We start from the raw sequence: 16,947 nt of genomic DNA, 5'->3' as shown, positions 1-16,947 counted from the left end.
CAACCGTATGCGACAGCGCCTCGTGCACCATCGCGATAATCGAAATTCGCCGTTCTGCCTGCGACAGCGCCTCTTGAACCACCGTGTTATCCGAACGACGAGCTTGCAGGCGCAGCAGGGCGCTAACCGTTTGGAGGTTGTTTTTCACCCGGTGATGTACTTCGCGGATGGTGGCATCTTTGCTCAACAGTTCCTTTTCGCGATGGCGTTTTTCGGTCACGTCGCGGCACAGCAGCAGAGCCCCAATCCGCTCCCCTTCCTCGACCAGCGGTAGCGAACGGATGGTCAAATCCACTCCGCGCACGTCAATCTCGGCCAGAGCCGAGGAGCGTCCCCACAGCACCGTAGACAAATCCTCATCGATAACGTTGCCTTTTTCCAGCAGCGGCAAGACGGAGTCGCTAAGTTTCGCGCCATAAAGCTGGTTGTTAAACCCCAGCCGTTTAAAAGCAGAAATCCCGTTTGGTGAGCAATGCTCTACCACCCCCTCGCTATCCAGCATCAGCGCCCCATCGGCCACCCGGGGATTGCCGTGTTTGCCGGTGGTCGGGGTGACCTCGAAAGGAAAATCTCCGGCCGCCACCATCTTCCACAGGGTTCGGGAAACCGCTTTGAACCAACCCTCGCCGCCAATCTCACCGACCTGGAAAGCCAGGTTGGTTTCAATCGCCAAGACCCCGATGTTTCGTCCTGCAAAAGGCACGGGCACCAGCACTTCAGATACCGTATTCATCCCCGTCCAGCGGTGTACGGGGTTCTCAATAATTTCCCCTTTTAACAGGACCTGTTCCAGCAGGGACAGACGGGTGGCAGGCAAGTTCAGCCCAATGACATCATCGAGGTGCACCGTCGGACCCGTGGCCGGACGACAGTGTGCCGCGCAAGACATGCCGTCGTAACGGTTGGGCAACCACAGCAACAAATCAGCTTGGGAAAGGTCAGAGATAATCTGCCAGTCTGACACCAAACGATACAGCTGTTCTACTGCTTCTTCGGGTAATTCCTGGAACGGTGGTTCCCCCAGGGAGCGTTTAAACGTGGACACCCTCTCAGGTTATGCGTTGGGCTGTGTTTTGAGCAACCTGCATTTAGAATATAGAGGTAATTGAAACTTCAGGAGAAACCCGACATGAAATTTACCCAGACCCTGGTTTATCCCGGTTCTCGCGCCCAGGTCACCGCGATGTTGAAAAACCAGGAATACTACAAGAAACGCTGGGCCGATTTTGATAATGACGCTCAAGTCGATTTGAGTCTGGTCGATAACCGCATCCGGGTGTCTTCCACCGTATCGATCTCTACTGAATACCTAGACCAGCTGGCCACCAAGCTCAATTCCGGGCTGAACCTAAAAGTGGTGGAAGTCTGGGATTTGGATCAGTCCGGGTGGGTTGAGAACGGCACTATGAGCGGCTCGATGGCGGGTGTTCCGGTAAAGTTTTCGACCACTATGGCGGCGAGATCTGAGCCGATTTCTGAGTCCGGCACCGAGGTTACGCTGGAGGGCGAAGTTACCTGCGCAATTCCTTTTTTTGCGGAGGGGGTCGAGCGAGCCGTGATAAAGACCATTAAAAACGCTTTCGCCAAAGAGACCACCAGAGCAGACGAATTTTTGCTGTAAGCGTCCCTGATACAGTGGTTCTATACCACCTTCAGCGCGTCTAAGAAGGGAAGATATGACCATCACCGACCACCAATACGAGGACTTGCTAGCCGACATTATGTCTCATGGCGTGGAAAAAGCCGACCGTACCAGAACGGGAACCCGCTCAATTTTTGGACGTCAGCTGCGCTACGACCTCTCGCAAGGTTTTCCCGCCATCACCACCAAGAGCCTGTACTGGCACGGTGTGGTCGGCGAGCTGCTGTGGTTCTTGCAGGGGGGAACGAATAACCACTGGCTAAAGGAAAACAATATCCATATCTGGGACGAGTGGGCGGACGAATCCGGCGATTTGGGTCCCATCTACGGCCACCAGTGGCGTGCCTGGCCCACTGCGGCCGGTCCGGTGGATCAGGTGAAAAACCTGCTCGATACCTTGCAAAACGACCCTTCTTCCCGGCGGATGCTGGTGTCGGCTTGGAACGTTTCGGACCTGAATCGGATGGCGCTGGCTCCCTGCCATGCTTTCTTTCAATGCTGGGTCGGGCAAGGTCGGCTCTCCCTGCAGATCTATCAGCGTTCGGCGGATATGTTCCTGGGGGTGCCTTTCAACATCGCCTCCTATGCCTTGCTGACCCATATGCTGGCTCAACAGTCTGATTTACAGGTCGGCGAACTCGTGTGGACCGGCGGAGACTGCCACATTTATTCCAACCACGTGGACCAAGTCACCCAGCAGCTGTCTCGTGAGCCGTACCCCTTCCCCACTCTGGAACTGGATAAAGCCGACTCCATTGACGGCTACACTTTTGACATGATTCGTCTGGCGAATTATCAACACCACCCAAAGATTTCCGCTCCCGTAGCGGTCTGAAGTGAGAGGCAGCATGGTCGGCTTAAACCCTGGCGCAAATAAACCGGTGTACAACCCCTACGGATGGACTCCGCCCGTCTCTCCTGACTCGGCACCCACCCCGGAGGGTTCCCCGTCGGGGTCACGCGCCGGACACGGCATCGGTGTGCTGGGAATGATTTGGGCCGAGGACAAGGCACAAGTGTTGGGGGCCGGCGGCAAGATGCTGTGGCACGTCCCCGCTGACTTCAAACATTTCAAAGACACTACCATGGGCAGTCCGGTAATTATGGGACGCGCCTCATTCCTCTCTCTGGGACAGGCTTTGCCCGGTCGGCGCAATATCGTGCTTACCGGGTCTCGCGAGTTCGCTGCCCCCGATGTTGAGGTCGCGCACAGCCTTACGGAGGCTCTGGAACTTTGCGCCAACACCCCCCAGGTGTGGATTACCGGCGGAGCGAAAGTGTATCGCGAAGTCATGGAGCTGGGACTGGCGGATTTGCTGGTGGTCACCCAACTGGACATGACCGCTATTGTGCCCCCCATGAGCACGGTGGCTTACGCCCCGGTCGTCGACCCGGTTCGCTGGCAACTGGACCTGACCCGTTCGGACGAAAACTGGCGCCCGAAGTCCGGAGACGCCGCCTGGCGGGTACGCTACTACATTCCCCGCTAAAGCCTTCGTTCGCACAAATCGGCGGGTCCGGTCACGCCGAACGTTACTTCGGGACGATTCCGAACCCGCCGTAAAGACGAAAATGCGTCCCTAGAGATGCAGCCGCCGCATAGCTTTCAGGGCGAATTTTAAGACCTTGACGTATTGTGCCTGGCTCAAGCCCATAACCGGCGCAATCGGCACCGCGCGGTTTTGCACCGCGATGGTGCGAGATTCCATGTATTTATGGATGCCCTCAATCCCGTGGCGACGGCCCAGACCGGAATCTTTCCAGCCACCCATAGGAGCATCGGTGGAACCCCAGGCAGCGGTGAATCCCTCGTTGACATTGACCGTGCCGGCCTCAATCCGGCGAGCTACTGCCACAGCGTGAGCCGGTTTGCCCCAAACCGAGGCATTCAAACCGTAATTCGTGTCATTAGCCAGGGCGATTGCCTGTTCATCGGTGTGGAAACGATACAGCGACACCACGGGACCAAAAGTCTCATGGTCGTACAGGGTCATTCCTTCCTCGACACCTTCCAGAAGGGTGGGGGCATAGGCGGTGTAGCTAATTTCGGGCAGTGCGTGGCCGCCGGCCAGAGCTACCGCGCCCTTGCTCAGAGCGTCCTGAACTTGGGTATCAATCGTTTCGAGCTGGTGGTCTGAAACTAAGACCCCCATATCGGCCTCCCAATCAAAGGAAACCGCAATCTTCATATCGTTGATACGTTTGATGAGCTTGGCTTTGAACTCGTCGTAAATCGAGTCTTGGACATAGAGACGCTCAATCGAAACGCAAAGCTGGCCAGTGTTGGCGTAGGCGGACCGTACCAGGCCTGCCACCGCATCGTCGACTCGCGCGTCCTCCAGCACTATCATCGGGTTCTTGCCGCCGAGTTCAGCCGAAACCCCAATCAGGTTTTCCCCCGATTGCTTGGCAATAATCCGACCCGTGGCGGTCGAACCGGTAAACATCATGAAATCGACTTGTTGAATGAGCGGAGTCCCCAGCTCAGAGCCACGTCCGGGCACCAAAATGAACAAATCGGGGTCCAGACCGGCCTTTACCATCAGGGCTTTGCCGACCACCACTGACAACGGGGTGTTGGAATCAGGCTTGGTCACGATGGCATTACCAGCCGCCAGAGCCGCGATAGCGTCCGTAATCCCCATCGACAGTGGGTAGTTCCACGGCGCAATTACCCCCACAACACCCTTGGGCTCATACATTACGAAAGTACGCGTCACGCCGGGAAACGCCCCGCGACGGCGCTCATCACGAACCGCATGAGACAGGGTGCGCGCATAGTAGCGGCAGTTCAGGGCAATATCCTGGATTTCGTCATAAGCGTGGTAGCGGGACTTGCCGGTTTCCCACTGAATCACGTCGAGGATTTCGTCCATGTGCTGCCACAGCAAGTCATGAAGTCTGTACAAAAACTGCGCCCGGGTGGCGGCGGGAGCCTTGCCCCAGCGCCGCCCCGCACTGCGAGCACGCACTATGGCTTGGTCCAAGTCTGCCAGGGTGGCTTGGGGAACCCCGAAAGCATCAATGCCGGTAAACGGCGACTGTACAGCCCGTAACGGACGACCTTCCGGCAGCCCCACCGTACGCTCCAGGTTTGGCACCAAGCTGCGGAAAGAAGCCTCACAGCGCTGGTGCATCTGATGTGCTTGGGCTTCGGCCTGGGCAGAAGGGTAAATCGTCTTTGTTACCGTATCGGACATTACAGTCTCCTTTGACAGTTCAGTATCACACCACTGGGATTTAAACCCATTTTAGGACAGATTGCCTATCTACGAAAGGTGAACGCGGAATTGGAAAATGTCTGCGTTACCTTCATTCGGTAACGGCTACGCCGAGCTGCCGTTTGCCCTTCCGGAACAAGACGACCCCGCCGGGCAGCACATCAGCAGCGGTGACGACTCGGCTTTCGTCCTCGACTTTTTCATTATTCAGGTACGCGCCCCCAGAGGCGACAGTACGTTTTGCCGCCCCAATACCCTTTTCCAATCCCGAGTCCACCAGCAGGTGCAAAATATTGGTTTCGCCCAGCACGGCTTGGGTGCGCGGCAGGTCCGCAGTGGCTGCTACCAGGGTTTTCCCGTCTACCTCACGCAAGTCGCCACGTCCGAACAATGCCGTCGAAGCGGCTTTCACCCGCTCGGTCTCATCCGCCCCATGCACCAGGGTGGTTACGGCTTCGGCCAAAGCCCGTTGGGCGGCACGCTTCCCCGGGTTTAGCTTCGTTTCGGTTTCCAACGCCTCGATTTCCTCGCGGCTCAGGAAAGTAAAGACTTTCAGCAGGTTGACCACATCGGCATCCTCGGTGTTCAACCAGAACTGGTAGAACGCGTAGGGGCTGAACATTTCCGGATCAAGCCAAATCGCGCCGCCTTCGGATTTGCCGAACTTGGTGCCGTCAGACTTGGTAATCAAAGGCGTGGTCATCACGTGAACATCTTTGCCTTCAATCTTGCGAATCAGATCCATGCCGCCAACCAGGTTGCCCCACTGGTCATTGCCCCCGGTTTCCAAGGTGACACCGTACTTGCGGTACAGCTGCAGATAATCATTAGCTTGCAGGATTTGGTAAGAAAATTCTGTAAAAGAAATGCCTTCTTCGCTCTTGAGCCGCCGCGCCACCGCGTCCTTGGACAGCATGGTGCCCATCCGGAAGTTCTTACCTAGGTCACGCAGCAAATCAATCGCGGACAGGGGCGCGGTCCACTCCAAGTTGTTGACCATTCGCGCCGGATTGTCCCCCTCGAAATCGAGGAAACGCTCGATTTGGTGCTGCAGACGGTCCGCCCAGCCCGCCACCGTTTCCTTATCCTGCAACTGGCGTTCCGAAGTCATGCGCGGGTCGCCAATCAAACCGGTCGCACCCCCAACCAAGGCGATGGGATGATGTCCCGCCAGCTGCAGATGGCGCATCATGATGAGCTGTACCAGGTGTCCGTGATGCAGGGAGGCCGCAGTCGGGTCGAAGCCGCAATAGAACGTGAGCGGACCTTCGTTCAAAGCCCGGCGCAACGCATCCAAATCGGTGTGTTGCTTTATCAGGCCCCGCCAAGTCAGTTCGTCAATCAGATCGCTCACGTTTACTTCCTTCAATAGTTCGTTGTCATCGCGTTTTCACGCCCCTCTATGCTACCGGGTTTGCCGCGCACACAAAAAGGCCGGGGGACGGTTCGACGCACAAGCTCGGGGGATACAGCTGACCCCAGGAACATCACGGTTCCTGGGGTCAACTAATCATTGAGATTAGTCTCCGTGTTCCCAGGAAGTGGGGTCACTGGAAATGTTGCGTCCCTGCACGATAGCTTCTTTCGTCCAAATATCGGTGGGCAGCTCGCCGGGAAGGAACTCATTGTCACTAGAACAGAACCGGATTTCGTCCTCGCTCTTAGTTTTCAGTTGGTGCTGGTAATCCTTGAGAGCACCCAGAGCCCACTTGAACAGCAGGGTACAAGCCACCAAGTTCATGATGGCCATCAACGCCGCGGTCCAGTCGCCCAAGTTCCACACCATTTCCAAGGAGAGCACTGAGCCCAGGAACACCGCGATGATGGAAATCGCCTTGACAATCCAAGCGTTATTTTCGATACCCAAAAGGTATTTGATGTTGCCTTCGGAATAGCTAAAGTTACCCAGCAAAGTCGAGTAAACGAACATAAAGATAACGATGAGGATAATCGGTTTAGTCCAGGGACCCATCGCAGCCAGAGAATCAACCGTGAGGGCCGCGCCGTCAGAGGGCTGTTCAGCCGCGTTCGGATCGTAGACTCCTCCGAGCAGCACGATAAAAGCGGTAGCGCTGCAAACCAGAATGGTGTCCACGAACACACCGAGGGACTGAATCATTCCCTGCTTGACCGGGTGGGACACGGTGGCGGTCGCAGCCGCGTTCGGGGCAGACCCCATACCGGCTTCGTTTGAGAACAAACCACGCTTCGTGCCGTTCATCAAAGCTGCAAACAGCCCGCCTAAAGTTCCGCCTGCTACCGAGTTCACGCCGAAAGCACCCTGGAAGATCATGGCGAAAACCGCACCGAGTTGGCCAATATTCTCGATAATGACAATCAAAGCCAACGTCATGTAAATAACTGCCATCAGCGGCGCCAGATATTCAGCGATACGCGCCACCGAACGAATCCCGGCAATAAAGAAAGGCGCGGTGATGGCTACCAGCAACAGCCCGGTGGCGTAGGTAGGCATTCCGAAGTTCGCCTTCGCCAAGCCAGCCAGGGTATTGGCCTGAATCAGCTGGAAAGTGAAAGCGTAGGTGAAAATGAGCAAAACCGCAAAGACCGAACCCCAGGCACGCGAACCGAGACCGCGCTCAATATAGAAAGCCGGGCCGCCACGGAAAGTTCCGTCGGGATTGCGAACCTTGAACAACTGCGCCAAGGTCGCCTCAATGAAAGCGCTCGCCATCCCGACCAGAGCCACAATCCACATCCAAAAGATGGAACCGGCACCGCCCAGGGTAATCGCGATGGCCACCCCAGCAATGTTGCCGGTGCCGACACGGTCAGCCAAACCCACCGCAAAAGCCTGGAAAGAACTGATGCCTCCATGGGAGCCTTTCCGAGAGCCCATGACGGTCTTCCACATTTTAGAAAACATGGTGAACTGGACAGCACCGGTGCGAATTGTCGCGTAGATTCCGAAGCCGAGCAGTACCACAATCAACACATAGCCAACGCTCATGCCGTAGACGGTACCGAGAGCATTGGCTACAAGTTGATTAAATTTTTCGAAAGGTGAAAGCTCCTCGGGCTTCACCGGGACTATTGCTGGAAATGGCGGCATTTTTTCTCTTAACTGGTCGCTTGCAGATACTTGTGAATCGGGTGATGCGAAGCAATTGAAATCCGGTTATTGGCATTAATCATGATGGCGCACCATTCGAGAGCAGCCACCTGAGCTTCGGTAAAGAATGTCTGCGCGCGCTCCCCCACGCTGGAGTTGCGCACTCCTTCGGGGAGTTTGGTTATGTGCTCAGTCAGCTCCAGTGCGGCCTTTTCTTGAGGGGTGAACAATTCCGTGTCTTCCCTCCAACTGGGCAACACATCAATCTGGAGTTGAGATACGCCGGCTTTTAGCGCCCGCGGCACATGTACAGAAAGGCAAGTTCCACACCTATTCATCTGACTGGCGCGTAGACAAACGAGTTCAATCAGACTAGCCGGTAGACCGACCTGCTCGTAAACGGGCTTGAGCCTGCGAGTCACTTCCTCCATGGCAGCAGCGACTTCAGGAAAGGCTTTATCCAAGTACGGTACTCTCCTAGCGGATGTTTCTGTCACTGAGTCTGTTCCTTTCCGTGAACCCACCCGGACCGGGTCGTTTAGGCTTTATCCGTGGAAGAATCGTTGATTTCTGAGGCTGGTGTCAGCGTGGACTCGCCGGATTTCTTCATGACCCAGCGGTAGGTAACGGCCAGCAAACCAACAAAAACCACCACTCCCACGACTTTTGCGACCGGCGCAAAAGAATCAGGAATGATTCCCAAGGCATCAGCGTTGCTGGTGGCTCCGATGATGCCGGCGTTGAGGATTCCGAACAGTGAATCACCCACGATCATGCCGGTAGCCAGCAGCACCCCGAGACGCTTGGACTGTTCCGCCTTTTCTTGGCGTTGCGCCCAACGGTTGTAAATCCAGCCCACCAGGGCGCCCAGAGAGATGACCAGGGTGGTCGTGATGTTTAGGTACATGCCCATGCCCACGGCGAGCGGAGCCAGGTTGAAACGACTGACGCGACCCATGATTTCATCAACGATGACGATGACGACACCAATCAAAGCCCCCAAACCGAACAGCTGCCAGTTCATGTCCCCGCCAAAAATTCCCTTGGCAATGGTGGACAGCAGGGTCGCTTGTGGAGCTTGCAGAGCAGTAGTCTCGTCCACGCCTTCCATTCCGGAGAAGCCAAAGCTGGTCATCAGCAGCTGCAGGACCGGAGGAATCACCACCGAGCCGAAAATAACCCCGATGATGAGCGCCACCTGCTGTTTCCACGGAGTAGCTCCGACCAGCTGGCCAGTTTTCAGGTCTTGGAGGTTATCGTTCGAGATGGTGGCGATGCCGAAGACGATTGCGGTCGTAAACAGCGCGTAAGCAGTCAGTTCGGTGGGGTGGGTCTGACTGGTGTTGCCGGTCACCAGCAGAATCAGCAGCGAAGCCGCAATAATCACGATGATGCCCACACCAGAGATAGGAGAATTCGAGGCCCCAATCAGGCCCGCCATATAACCGCAGATACTGGCAATCAGCAAGCCCAGAACCAGCACAAACAGAATGCTGAGGATAATGAGCGCCGCGAGATGATGCGAGATAGGCGAATCCCGCAGGAAGTTCCACAACAGCAAGCCAATGGGAATCATGGACAGCAAGGTGATGGCAGCCACGTATTTGAAAGGAATGTCCTGTTCCGTCAAGGGAACCTGGTTCCCGGTTTCACGCAGTTTCGAGGATTTCAAGGAATCAGCGATACCGCGCAAGATAGGGCCGATAATCTTTAGCAGAGTCCATACTGCAGCCACCGCCATAGCTCCAGCACCAATCATCCGCACGTCGTGGGCGAAAACCGTGCTGACCACATCACCGAGATCCTGACCGGCAACCTGACCTTGGGTCAAAATCGGCAACAGAATCCCATAGGAAAGCAGCAAACCGACCAGCATCGCGATACCGACCGCGGGACCGACCAAGTGCCCTACCCCCATCAAAGCCAAAGACAGCGAACCACCAATCATGGTGCCCCCGGCGCCAATCCGAAAGTTCACGCTCAAGGACCCCGCGGCGGCTTTTAACGCCGTAAGTAGCGCCATTGCTGCGGACGCCAAGCCGCCCCAGATAATCACCAGCAAGCCGCGATGATTTTCCTCGGCAGAACCGTTTTCGTCTCCCACTTTCAACACTTCCGCGGCCGCTACCCCCTCCGGATAGGGCAGGTCCGAGCCGGTCACCAAGGCGCGACGCAGCGGGATCGAATACATCACGCCGAGAATACCGCCGACCATGCACACGGCGGTGGTCTCCCAGTAGGGGAAACCAGACCAATATCCCACCATGACCAGGCCGGGAACCACAAAAATGATGGCCGAAAGCGTCCCGGCCGCCGAAGCGATGGTCTGGACGATATTGTTTTCCACGACCGTGTGATCATGGAAATACCGCAGGATAGCCATGGAAATCACGGCAGCAGGGATGGAAGTGGCAAAGGTTAAGCCGACTTTCAACCCGAGATACGCGTTAGCGGCGGTAAAAATCAGGGTGATTAATCCGCCGACAATAATGGCTCGGAAAGTTAACTCGCGGTAAGGATGAGCGGACTGGGCTCCGGCATTGTTTGTCGCAGCGGCCGCAGGCTGATTGGACAAGGATTTCTCGCCTTCTCTATACAAATCGTTTCAGTTTTTGCCGCCCTCGGTAGGGCTAACAGCTTTTTACACGGGGTCTAAACTATCACTATCCTGGCCTGTCACCCTAAAACCCCAGCTTGAACCGGCAAAAGACAAACCCATTTTTTCGCGCCACACCGCCGCAGCTCCCTTGTGAGCCCGAAACTCGAAACCGAGTGAGCCTCGTGTCACGCCTGGAAGTACCCGCAGCGGCGCGGGCGCAATGTCGCGTCGTTCAGTCCTGGGTAATGCCAAAATGCCGTGTAATCGCGGCCAGAATCGGATAATCAGCGGGCAGCCAAGACAAGCTCTCGGAATGCTGGAAGTCGACCCAACGCAGGGACAAATGCGCCGCTCCGACCTGTGCCACACTGTGCGGCGCGAGAGCACACAGATACACGTACATCTGAAATCCCCCGTGAGCGGGCCAGGTTTCCTCCAAGCGCTCCCCCACGATAATTTCCGCTGATAGTTCTTCGCGCAACTCCCGACGCAGAGCCTGTTCGGGAGTTTCTCCGGGTTCGGTCTTGCCACCGGGAAATTCAAAGTAACCCCGCCACTGTTCGGGATAAGAACGCTGCGCCCCCAGCACCTGCGTAGGCTGGCTGAGGTCGTCTACGATCGCTGCCGCGACCACTATCGGCTGAAACACACTTTCGAGTCTAATAACTCCGTAGCCGAGAGAGAAACCCCGCCCAGGACAATCCCGGTGCACGGTGTCACACTAGGATTATGGATTTTGGCTTTCAAAACGATTCCGGGACCGCCCTGACCGATATTCACCCCGTACTCAAAACCTCTCTCACCGGGCCGTGGCCCCTCCCCCACGAGGTTCTTTACGTAGCGATGGGATGTTTTTGGGGAGTGGAACGCATTTATTGGAACCAGCCTGGGGTTATCAACACGGCGGTAGGTTATCTGGGAGGTCACTGGCCAAACCCCAGTTATGAAGATGTCTGTACAGGTCAAACTGGGCACGCCGAAACTACCCGCATAGTCTACGACCCCACCCGCACGAGCGCGGGAGACCTGCTGAAAGTTTTTTGGGAGAACCACGACCCCACTCAGGGCGAGCGGCAGGGCAACGACCGGGGCAGCCAGTACCGTTCGATGATTGTTTACACTACTGCGCAACAGCGCCAGCTGGCTGAGCTATCCCGGCAAACCTTTGGAGAAACCCTTGCCCAGGCCGGTCGAGGGCCGATTACGACCGAGATTCTCAGCCTGGCCGCTGCCGGCGAGTTTTGGCTCGCGGAGCCGTATCACCAGGCGTACCTGTTTCACCACCCCCACGGCTATTGCAATCACGGGTTCAAGGGCTTTGTTTGCGAGGCTCCGCGGCTGAGTGACTAGCCGGCGCTGCTGTTTCTGCCCCGGGTATGCTGGATTTTGGGCAACAAAAAAGCGGACATCTTCGTCCGCTTGCGTCGTTGCTATTTATCTGTCTTTGGTTTCCGTCCCCCTTAACGGTCAGCCAAAATTTCATGCGCCATATTCACTCGATAGGCCTGGGCCATCACAGTGTCTGAGCACATCTGGGGCGCCTCGCCGGAAATAACCTTCACGCTGGTGAAAGTTTTTGGGGCGGTCTTTAGCCAGTTCAATATGCTACTCATATCCGTTGCACCTCCTTTGCTATCGCTCTGTACACGTCTCGGTGAGCCTTGAGCCCACCTCTCGAGTCCGGCCATCACAGATGTCCGCTCGATATCTTTATTATACCTCGATTTACATTTTATGTACACTACAGTTTTGTTTGTCTACACAACGTGAACGATAAGCCAGAGCGCCGCTGGCCTCTCCCGGGGAGGCACTGTATCACCCCGACAGGGCAGAGTTAGCGCTGGAACGCTTGCAACTGCTGGCGGGCCGCTGCAATCTGTTCAGCCACGCGCTCCGGAGCGGTGCCGCCCACCCCGCAGCGGGCTCGAACCGAACCGGCAGCAGTCAGGATGTCTCGAACCTCAGGGGTCAGCAGTGGGTCAACACCCGCGAAATCAGCATCACTGAGGTCCTCCAACCCAACGCCCCGCCCTTCTGCCAACGCCACACAGGCTCCCGACACTTCGTGCGCATGACGGAAGGGCATACCCCGTTTCACCAGCCATTCGGCCACATCGGTGGCCAGGGAGAAACCGGCGATAGACAGCATTTCCAGGCGCTCATAGTGCAGGGTCATGGTATCCACCATTCCGGTCACCGCCGGCAACAGGACTTCCAGGGTGTCGATAGCGTCGAACACCGGTTCTTTGTCCTCCTGCAGGTCCCGGTCGTAAGCCAGCGGCAGGCCTTTCATCGTGGCCATTAGCCCCGTCAAGTCGCCAAGCAAACGTCCTGCCTTGCCACGAGCCAGTTCAGCCACATCCGGGTTCTTCTTTTGTGGCATAATGCTGGACCCCGTCGAATAGGAATCGTCCAAAGTGACGTAGCCAAACTCGGCGGTGTTCCATATTATGATTTCTTCTGCCAATCGCGACATATCCACCGCCACCTGGGTGAGGACATAGAGAAACTCCACCACCCCGTCTCGTGCAGCCGTGGCGTCAATAGAGTTCGGACACACCTGAGAAAAGCCCAGCTCACGGGCCACCAGTTCTGGGTCGAGCCCCAGCGTATTGCCTGCCAGGGCTCCGCCCCCGTAAGGGGAGGCATCATTGCGCTTCTCCCAGTCCCGCAAACGCTCCAAGTTGCGCAGCTGGGGCCAAAAATGAGCCATCAGCTGATGCGCCACCAGCACCGGCTGAGCGTGCTGCATATGCGTGCGACCGGGCATGATATGCGTTCCGGCACGGTCAGCCTGGGACAAAATCGCCTGGCAAAGCGCCGCTATCAGCCCTTGCAGATGGGTGGCAGCGTCGCGCAGGTACATCCGCACCAGGGTGGCAATCTGGTCATTGCGGGAGCGTCCCGCCCGCAGTTTTCCGCCCAGTTGCGGTCCGGCGTAGTTCTCTTGCAGCAATCCGCGTTCCAGGGCGGTATGAACGTCCTCGTCATCGGGAGAAAAGGTGAAAGTTCCGTCAGCCACATCCGCCCGCAGACGGCGCAGGGCGTCGCTCAAGTCGGCGTATTCCGACTCGGTCAACAGACCCGCCGTCCGCAGCGCCTGGGCATGAGCCAAAGAGCCATGTAAGTCGTAATCGGCTAAACGCCAATCAAACTGGGTCGACACCGACAGTGCCGCCAACGCTTGGGCAGGTCCGCCCTGGAATCTGCCGCCCCACAGGGCCAACTTTTCACTCATGTTTGCTCCTTATTCTCTCAACGCCACAGTACCACCGGCAGCCAAACCGAGTGGCTCGGCTGCCGGGGAACTGTGGAGAGGCTGCGACTCGAAAAGCCCGGACGCTGACCTTTAGAGGTGCGAGGCTTGCAGCGTAATGCCCTTGCCATACCTGACGTCACGCGCCGCGGCCAGCTTGGACTGCATCCCGTACAGTTCAATGAAACCGCGCGCCGCGTCTTGGTTAAATGAATCCCCCGAATCGTAGGTCGCCAGTTTGAAATCGTAGAGGGAAGCCTCGGAACGGCGTCCGTTGACCACCGCCCGCCCGGCGTGCATGACCATCCGAATATCGCCGGACACGTATTCCTGAGTGTGTGCCACAAAGGCGTCCAAGGATTTCTTGAGAGGCGAATTCCATTGGGCCTCGTAAACCAAATCGGACCACGCCGGCTCGACCATCTGGCGCTTGTAACGCAGCTGCATCCGCTCCAGGGTCACGGCTTCCAGGGCTTGGTGGGCGGTAATCAGTGCCATCGCACCGGGGGCTTCATAGATTTCGCGCGATTTAATCCCAATGAGGCGGTCCTCCACCACATCGATACGCCCAATCCCCTGGGCACCGGCACGCCGGTTCATCTCTTGAATGACCTGCAGCGGAGTCATTTTTACCCCGTCAATCGCGACAGGAATGCCCTTTTCAAAGGTGATGACCACTTCATCGGGAATTCCTGCAAATGCCGGATCATCAGTGTAGTTGTACACATCTTTGGTGGGGGCGTTCCACAGGTCCTCTAAGAAGCCGGTTTCAATAGCCCTGCCCCACAAGTTTTGGTCAATCGAGAAGGGGTTATGTTTCGTCGCCTCGATGGGTAGGTGGTGTTCCTCTGCGTAAGCAATCGACACGTCGCGCTGCAGGGACAAATCACGAATCGGCGACACGCATTTCAAGTCCGGCGCCAGCGAGGTAAATGACACCTCGAAACGGACCTGATCATTGCCCTTTCCGGTGCAGCCGTGAGCCATGGTGGTGGCACCGAACTGTTTAGCCGCCATCACCAGGTGTTTGGCGATGAGTGGGCGGGACAGCGCCGAGACCAGGGGGTATTGGCCTTGGTACAGGCCGTTGGTTTGTAGGGAGGGCATACAGTATTCGGTGGCGAACTCGTCTTTGGCATCGGCGATGTAGGCTTCCACTGCCCCGCAGTCAAGAGCGCGCTGGCGAATCACATCCATATCCTCGCCGCCTTGGCCCACATCCACCGACACCGCAATCGTGTCTACACCGAGCTTGTCTTTCATCCAGCCGATAGCCACCGAAGTGTCCAAACCGCCGGAATAAGCCAGCACTACCCGTTCAGTCATTGTTTTCTCTCTTTCTCATTTTTGATAAATAGGTCTAAAAATTGTGTGCTTAAGGTTTTAAATCTGGGGAAATATAGTGTAGGTCTAGCGCTTGGCCAGGCCTCGCAGCTTATCGCGCAGTTCTTTGGCAGATTCCACACTGTCGCAGACGACCAAAATGGTATTGTCCCCCGCTAGGCAACCCAACACGTGTTCCAGATTTTCTTTGTCAATGACCGACGCCAGAGTGCCGGCTGTGGCTGGCGGAGTGCGCAGCACCACCTGATTCATGGCCTGAGTGGCCTGAATCAAAAGTGGGGCACACCAACGTTCCAACGTTCCCGGCAGCTGCAACGGCATATCTGCGGCAGTGCGCACGCCGCCCAAAACGTAGCGTAGCTCCCCTTTCTCATCGCGCACTTTGGTAGCCGCCAGTTCCTCCAGGTCCCGCGACAGCGTCGCTTGTGTGACCGAGAATCCGGCGTTTTCCAGCAAAATCTGCAAAGCCCCTTGAGAGCGCACCACATTTTCCGCCAAGAGGCGCGAAATGGCGCTATGGCGGGAAATTTTGGATTGCACTACCAGGTTTTCAGACACGCGAGCCTCCCAGCCGAATCTCTTGGTCTGCCTGGTGTTGCACCCGGTCAAGGATTTCCGGTAGCGCTTGGGTAAACATCCGGGTCTGAGAAGGGTTGATGATGAGCGGCGGTGCCAGCCGAATCGTGAAGGTATCCGGGGCATTGACGATGAATCCCGCTTTGAAAAGCTCATCAGCCAGCGGTTTGGCCAAAGGATTACGCAAACCGATTCCCAGCAGCAAGCCGCGCCCGCGGACTTCACTAATGAGGGGGTGCTCCAGTTCGAGAATCTCGCGTTTCCAGATGTCCCCCACGTTTTGGACGTTAGACAGCAAGCCTTCCTCTTCAACCGTGTTAATCATCGCCAGCACCGAGGCTCCCGCCAGCGGATTCCCCGCAAAAGTGGAGCCGTGCATCCCCGGCTTTAACACGCTTGCCGCTTCGGCATTGAGGGCCACGCAAGCTCCGACCGGGAACCCGGCGCCCAGCCCTTTTGCCAATGTCACCACGTCCGGAACGATTCCCGCCGTATGGTGAGCCATCCAGGTTCCTGTCCGTCCCATGCCGGTTTGGACTTCGTCCAAAACCAGCAGGGCGCCAGCGCGTGCCGTCACTTCGCGCGCCACCTTGAGGAAGTCGTCAGAAATCGGACGCACCCCGGCTTCGCCTTGAATCGGCTCGATGAACAGAGCCGCGATGGACTCTCCTCGCTCACCGTCAAAGGCACGCTCCAAAGCAGCGATGTTGTAGGGCAGGAAATCGACTTCGGCGGGCATCGGCAGGAACGGATCACGAAAAATCGATTTGTAGGTCAGCGACAGTGCCCCCATGGTACGGCCGTGGAAAGAGTTTTCCAGCGCGAGGAACCTGCTGCGCGCGGCTCCCCCGCGAGCCCGCGCCAACTTAAACGCCGCCTCCAGCGCTTCGGTACCAGAGTTGGTAAAGAAGACTCGCGAGCCTTGCGGAGCTCCGCCAGGTTCAATGATGGACAAAATCCGTTCTGCGGCCTCAATCTGAGGCTGGGTCGCAAAATAGTTACTGACGTGGCCTAACGTTTCGACCTGTTCGTGCAAAGCGGTGACGATATTCGGGTGTCCGTGCCCCAGGGCGTTGACCGCGATACCGCCCAACAAGTCGAGGTATTGATGGCCGTCCTCGTCCCACACAAAGCAGCCCGCCCCGCGGGTCAACACGGTCTTTGGTGTCCCAAAAGTATTCATTATCGAGTTTTCGTAGCGCGAAATCCACTCTTTGACGTCCATTTTTGCTTCTTTCA

General features: G+C 56.8%; 16 protein-coding genes. 4 read left to right on the top strand and 12 right to left on the bottom strand.

Annotated features, from left to right (window positions below):
- The coding region (locus tag Q0X47_RS06810; RefSeq protein ID WP_297724180.1) for a sensor histidine kinase at nucleotides 1–1,045 on the bottom strand (1,045 nt) is incomplete at its 3' end.
- An 84-nt stretch (nucleotides 1,046–1,129) separates the two neighbouring features.
- Here Q0X47_RS06810 and Q0X47_RS06805 point away from each other — a divergent pair.
- Genes Q0X47_RS06805 through Q0X47_RS06795 form a run of 3 tightly spaced genes read left to right on the top strand, consistent with a single transcriptional unit; the run spans nucleotide 1,130 to nucleotide 3,132 of the window.
- Nucleotides 1,130–1,621: a DUF2505 domain-containing protein gene (locus tag Q0X47_RS06805; RefSeq protein WP_297724178.1), complete on the top strand. Its 492-nt coding sequence runs from the start codon at nucleotides 1,130–1,132 to the stop codon at nucleotides 1,619–1,621.
- Between the two features lie 55 nt (nucleotides 1,622–1,676).
- Entirely contained in the window at nucleotides 1,677–2,477 is an 801-nt protein-coding gene (locus Q0X47_RS06800; protein ID WP_297724176.1) for a thymidylate synthase, read from the top strand.
- Between the two features lie 13 nt (nucleotides 2,478–2,490).
- On the top strand, nucleotides 2,491–3,132 hold the full coding sequence (locus tag Q0X47_RS06795) for a dihydrofolate reductase (RefSeq protein WP_297724174.1): 642 nt from the start codon (nucleotides 2,491–2,493) through the stop codon (nucleotides 3,130–3,132).
- Nucleotides 3,133–3,222: 90 nt separating this feature from the next.
- Here the strand turns inward: Q0X47_RS06795 and Q0X47_RS06790 are convergent, their stop codons facing one another.
- The 6 genes from Q0X47_RS06790 to Q0X47_RS06765 all read right to left on the bottom strand — a co-directional run bounded on the left by Q0X47_RS06790 (nucleotide 3,223) and on the right by Q0X47_RS06765 (nucleotide 11,181).
- On the bottom strand, nucleotides 3,223–4,842 hold the full coding sequence (locus Q0X47_RS06790; RefSeq protein ID WP_297724172.1) for a succinic semialdehyde dehydrogenase: 1,620 nt from the start codon (nucleotides 4,840–4,842) through the stop codon (nucleotides 3,223–3,225).
- A 112-nt stretch (nucleotides 4,843–4,954) separates the two neighbouring features.
- Complete coding sequence (tyrS, locus tag Q0X47_RS06785; RefSeq protein ID WP_297724170.1) at nucleotides 4,955–6,217, bottom strand: tyrosine--tRNA ligase; 1,263 nt, start codon at nucleotides 6,215–6,217, stop codon at nucleotides 4,955–4,957.
- A gap of 165 nt (nucleotides 6,218–6,382) precedes the next feature.
- Nucleotides 6,383–7,831 carry a sodium:alanine symporter family protein gene (locus Q0X47_RS06780; RefSeq protein ID WP_297724168.1) on the bottom strand — a complete coding sequence of 483 codons (1,449 nt, stop codon included), beginning with the start codon at nucleotides 7,829–7,831 and terminating at the stop codon, nucleotides 6,383–6,385.
- Between the two features lie 110 nt (nucleotides 7,832–7,941).
- Nucleotides 7,942–8,430 (bottom strand): carboxymuconolactone decarboxylase family protein, encoded by a 489-nt coding sequence (locus tag Q0X47_RS06775; RefSeq protein WP_297724166.1) that lies wholly within the window; start codon nucleotides 8,428–8,430, stop codon nucleotides 7,942–7,944.
- 41 nt (nucleotides 8,431–8,471) lie between these two features.
- Entirely contained in the window at nucleotides 8,472–10,424 is a 1,953-nt protein-coding gene (locus tag Q0X47_RS06770) for an OPT family oligopeptide transporter (RefSeq protein WP_367178289.1), read from the bottom strand.
- A 340-nt stretch (nucleotides 10,425–10,764) separates the two neighbouring features.
- On the bottom strand, nucleotides 10,765–11,181 hold the full coding sequence (locus Q0X47_RS06765; RefSeq protein ID WP_297724162.1) for a (deoxy)nucleoside triphosphate pyrophosphohydrolase: 417 nt from the start codon (nucleotides 11,179–11,181) through the stop codon (nucleotides 10,765–10,767).
- 80 nt (nucleotides 11,182–11,261) lie between these two features.
- Between Q0X47_RS06765 and msrA the strand changes: the two genes are divergently transcribed.
- Nucleotides 11,262–11,882, top strand: coding sequence for a peptide-methionine (S)-S-oxide reductase MsrA (gene msrA, locus Q0X47_RS06760; protein WP_297724160.1), 621 nt, complete (start codon nucleotides 11,262–11,264; stop codon nucleotides 11,880–11,882).
- 110 nt (nucleotides 11,883–11,992) lie between these two features.
- Here msrA and Q0X47_RS06755 read toward each other — a convergent pair whose 3' ends face one another.
- From Q0X47_RS06755 to Q0X47_RS06735, 5 genes are all read right to left on the bottom strand, one after another.
- On the bottom strand, nucleotides 11,993–12,145 hold the full coding sequence (locus Q0X47_RS06755; protein ID WP_297724158.1) for a hypothetical protein: 153 nt from the start codon (nucleotides 12,143–12,145) through the stop codon (nucleotides 11,993–11,995).
- Nucleotides 12,146–12,366: 221 nt separating this feature from the next.
- Nucleotides 12,367–13,770: an argininosuccinate lyase gene (argH, locus tag Q0X47_RS06750; protein WP_297724156.1), complete on the bottom strand. Its 1,404-nt coding sequence runs from the start codon at nucleotides 13,768–13,770 to the stop codon at nucleotides 12,367–12,369.
- Nucleotides 13,771–13,881: 111 nt separating this feature from the next.
- Nucleotides 13,882–15,114, bottom strand: a complete 1,233-nt coding sequence (locus tag Q0X47_RS06745) for an argininosuccinate synthase (RefSeq protein WP_297724154.1) — start codon at nucleotides 15,112–15,114, stop codon at nucleotides 13,882–13,884.
- A gap of 84 nt (nucleotides 15,115–15,198) precedes the next feature.
- Nucleotides 15,199–15,690, bottom strand: coding sequence for an arginine repressor (locus Q0X47_RS06740; RefSeq protein WP_297724152.1), 492 nt, complete (start codon nucleotides 15,688–15,690; stop codon nucleotides 15,199–15,201).
- Nucleotides 15,683–16,933, bottom strand: coding sequence for an acetylornithine transaminase (locus Q0X47_RS06735; protein ID WP_297724150.1), 1,251 nt, complete (start codon nucleotides 16,931–16,933; stop codon nucleotides 15,683–15,685). Before Q0X47_RS06735 ends, Q0X47_RS06740 begins: the two co-directional genes overlap by 8 nt.
- Nucleotides 16,934–16,947 lie beyond the last annotated feature (14 nt).

It is taken from the genome of uncultured Mobiluncus sp., from assembly GCF_947254095.1.
Lineage (GTDB): Bacteria > Actinomycetota > Actinomycetes > Actinomycetales > Actinomycetaceae > Mobiluncus.
Note: the sequence above shows the minus strand (reverse complement) of the source record. Positions and strands in the feature narration are given on the sequence as shown.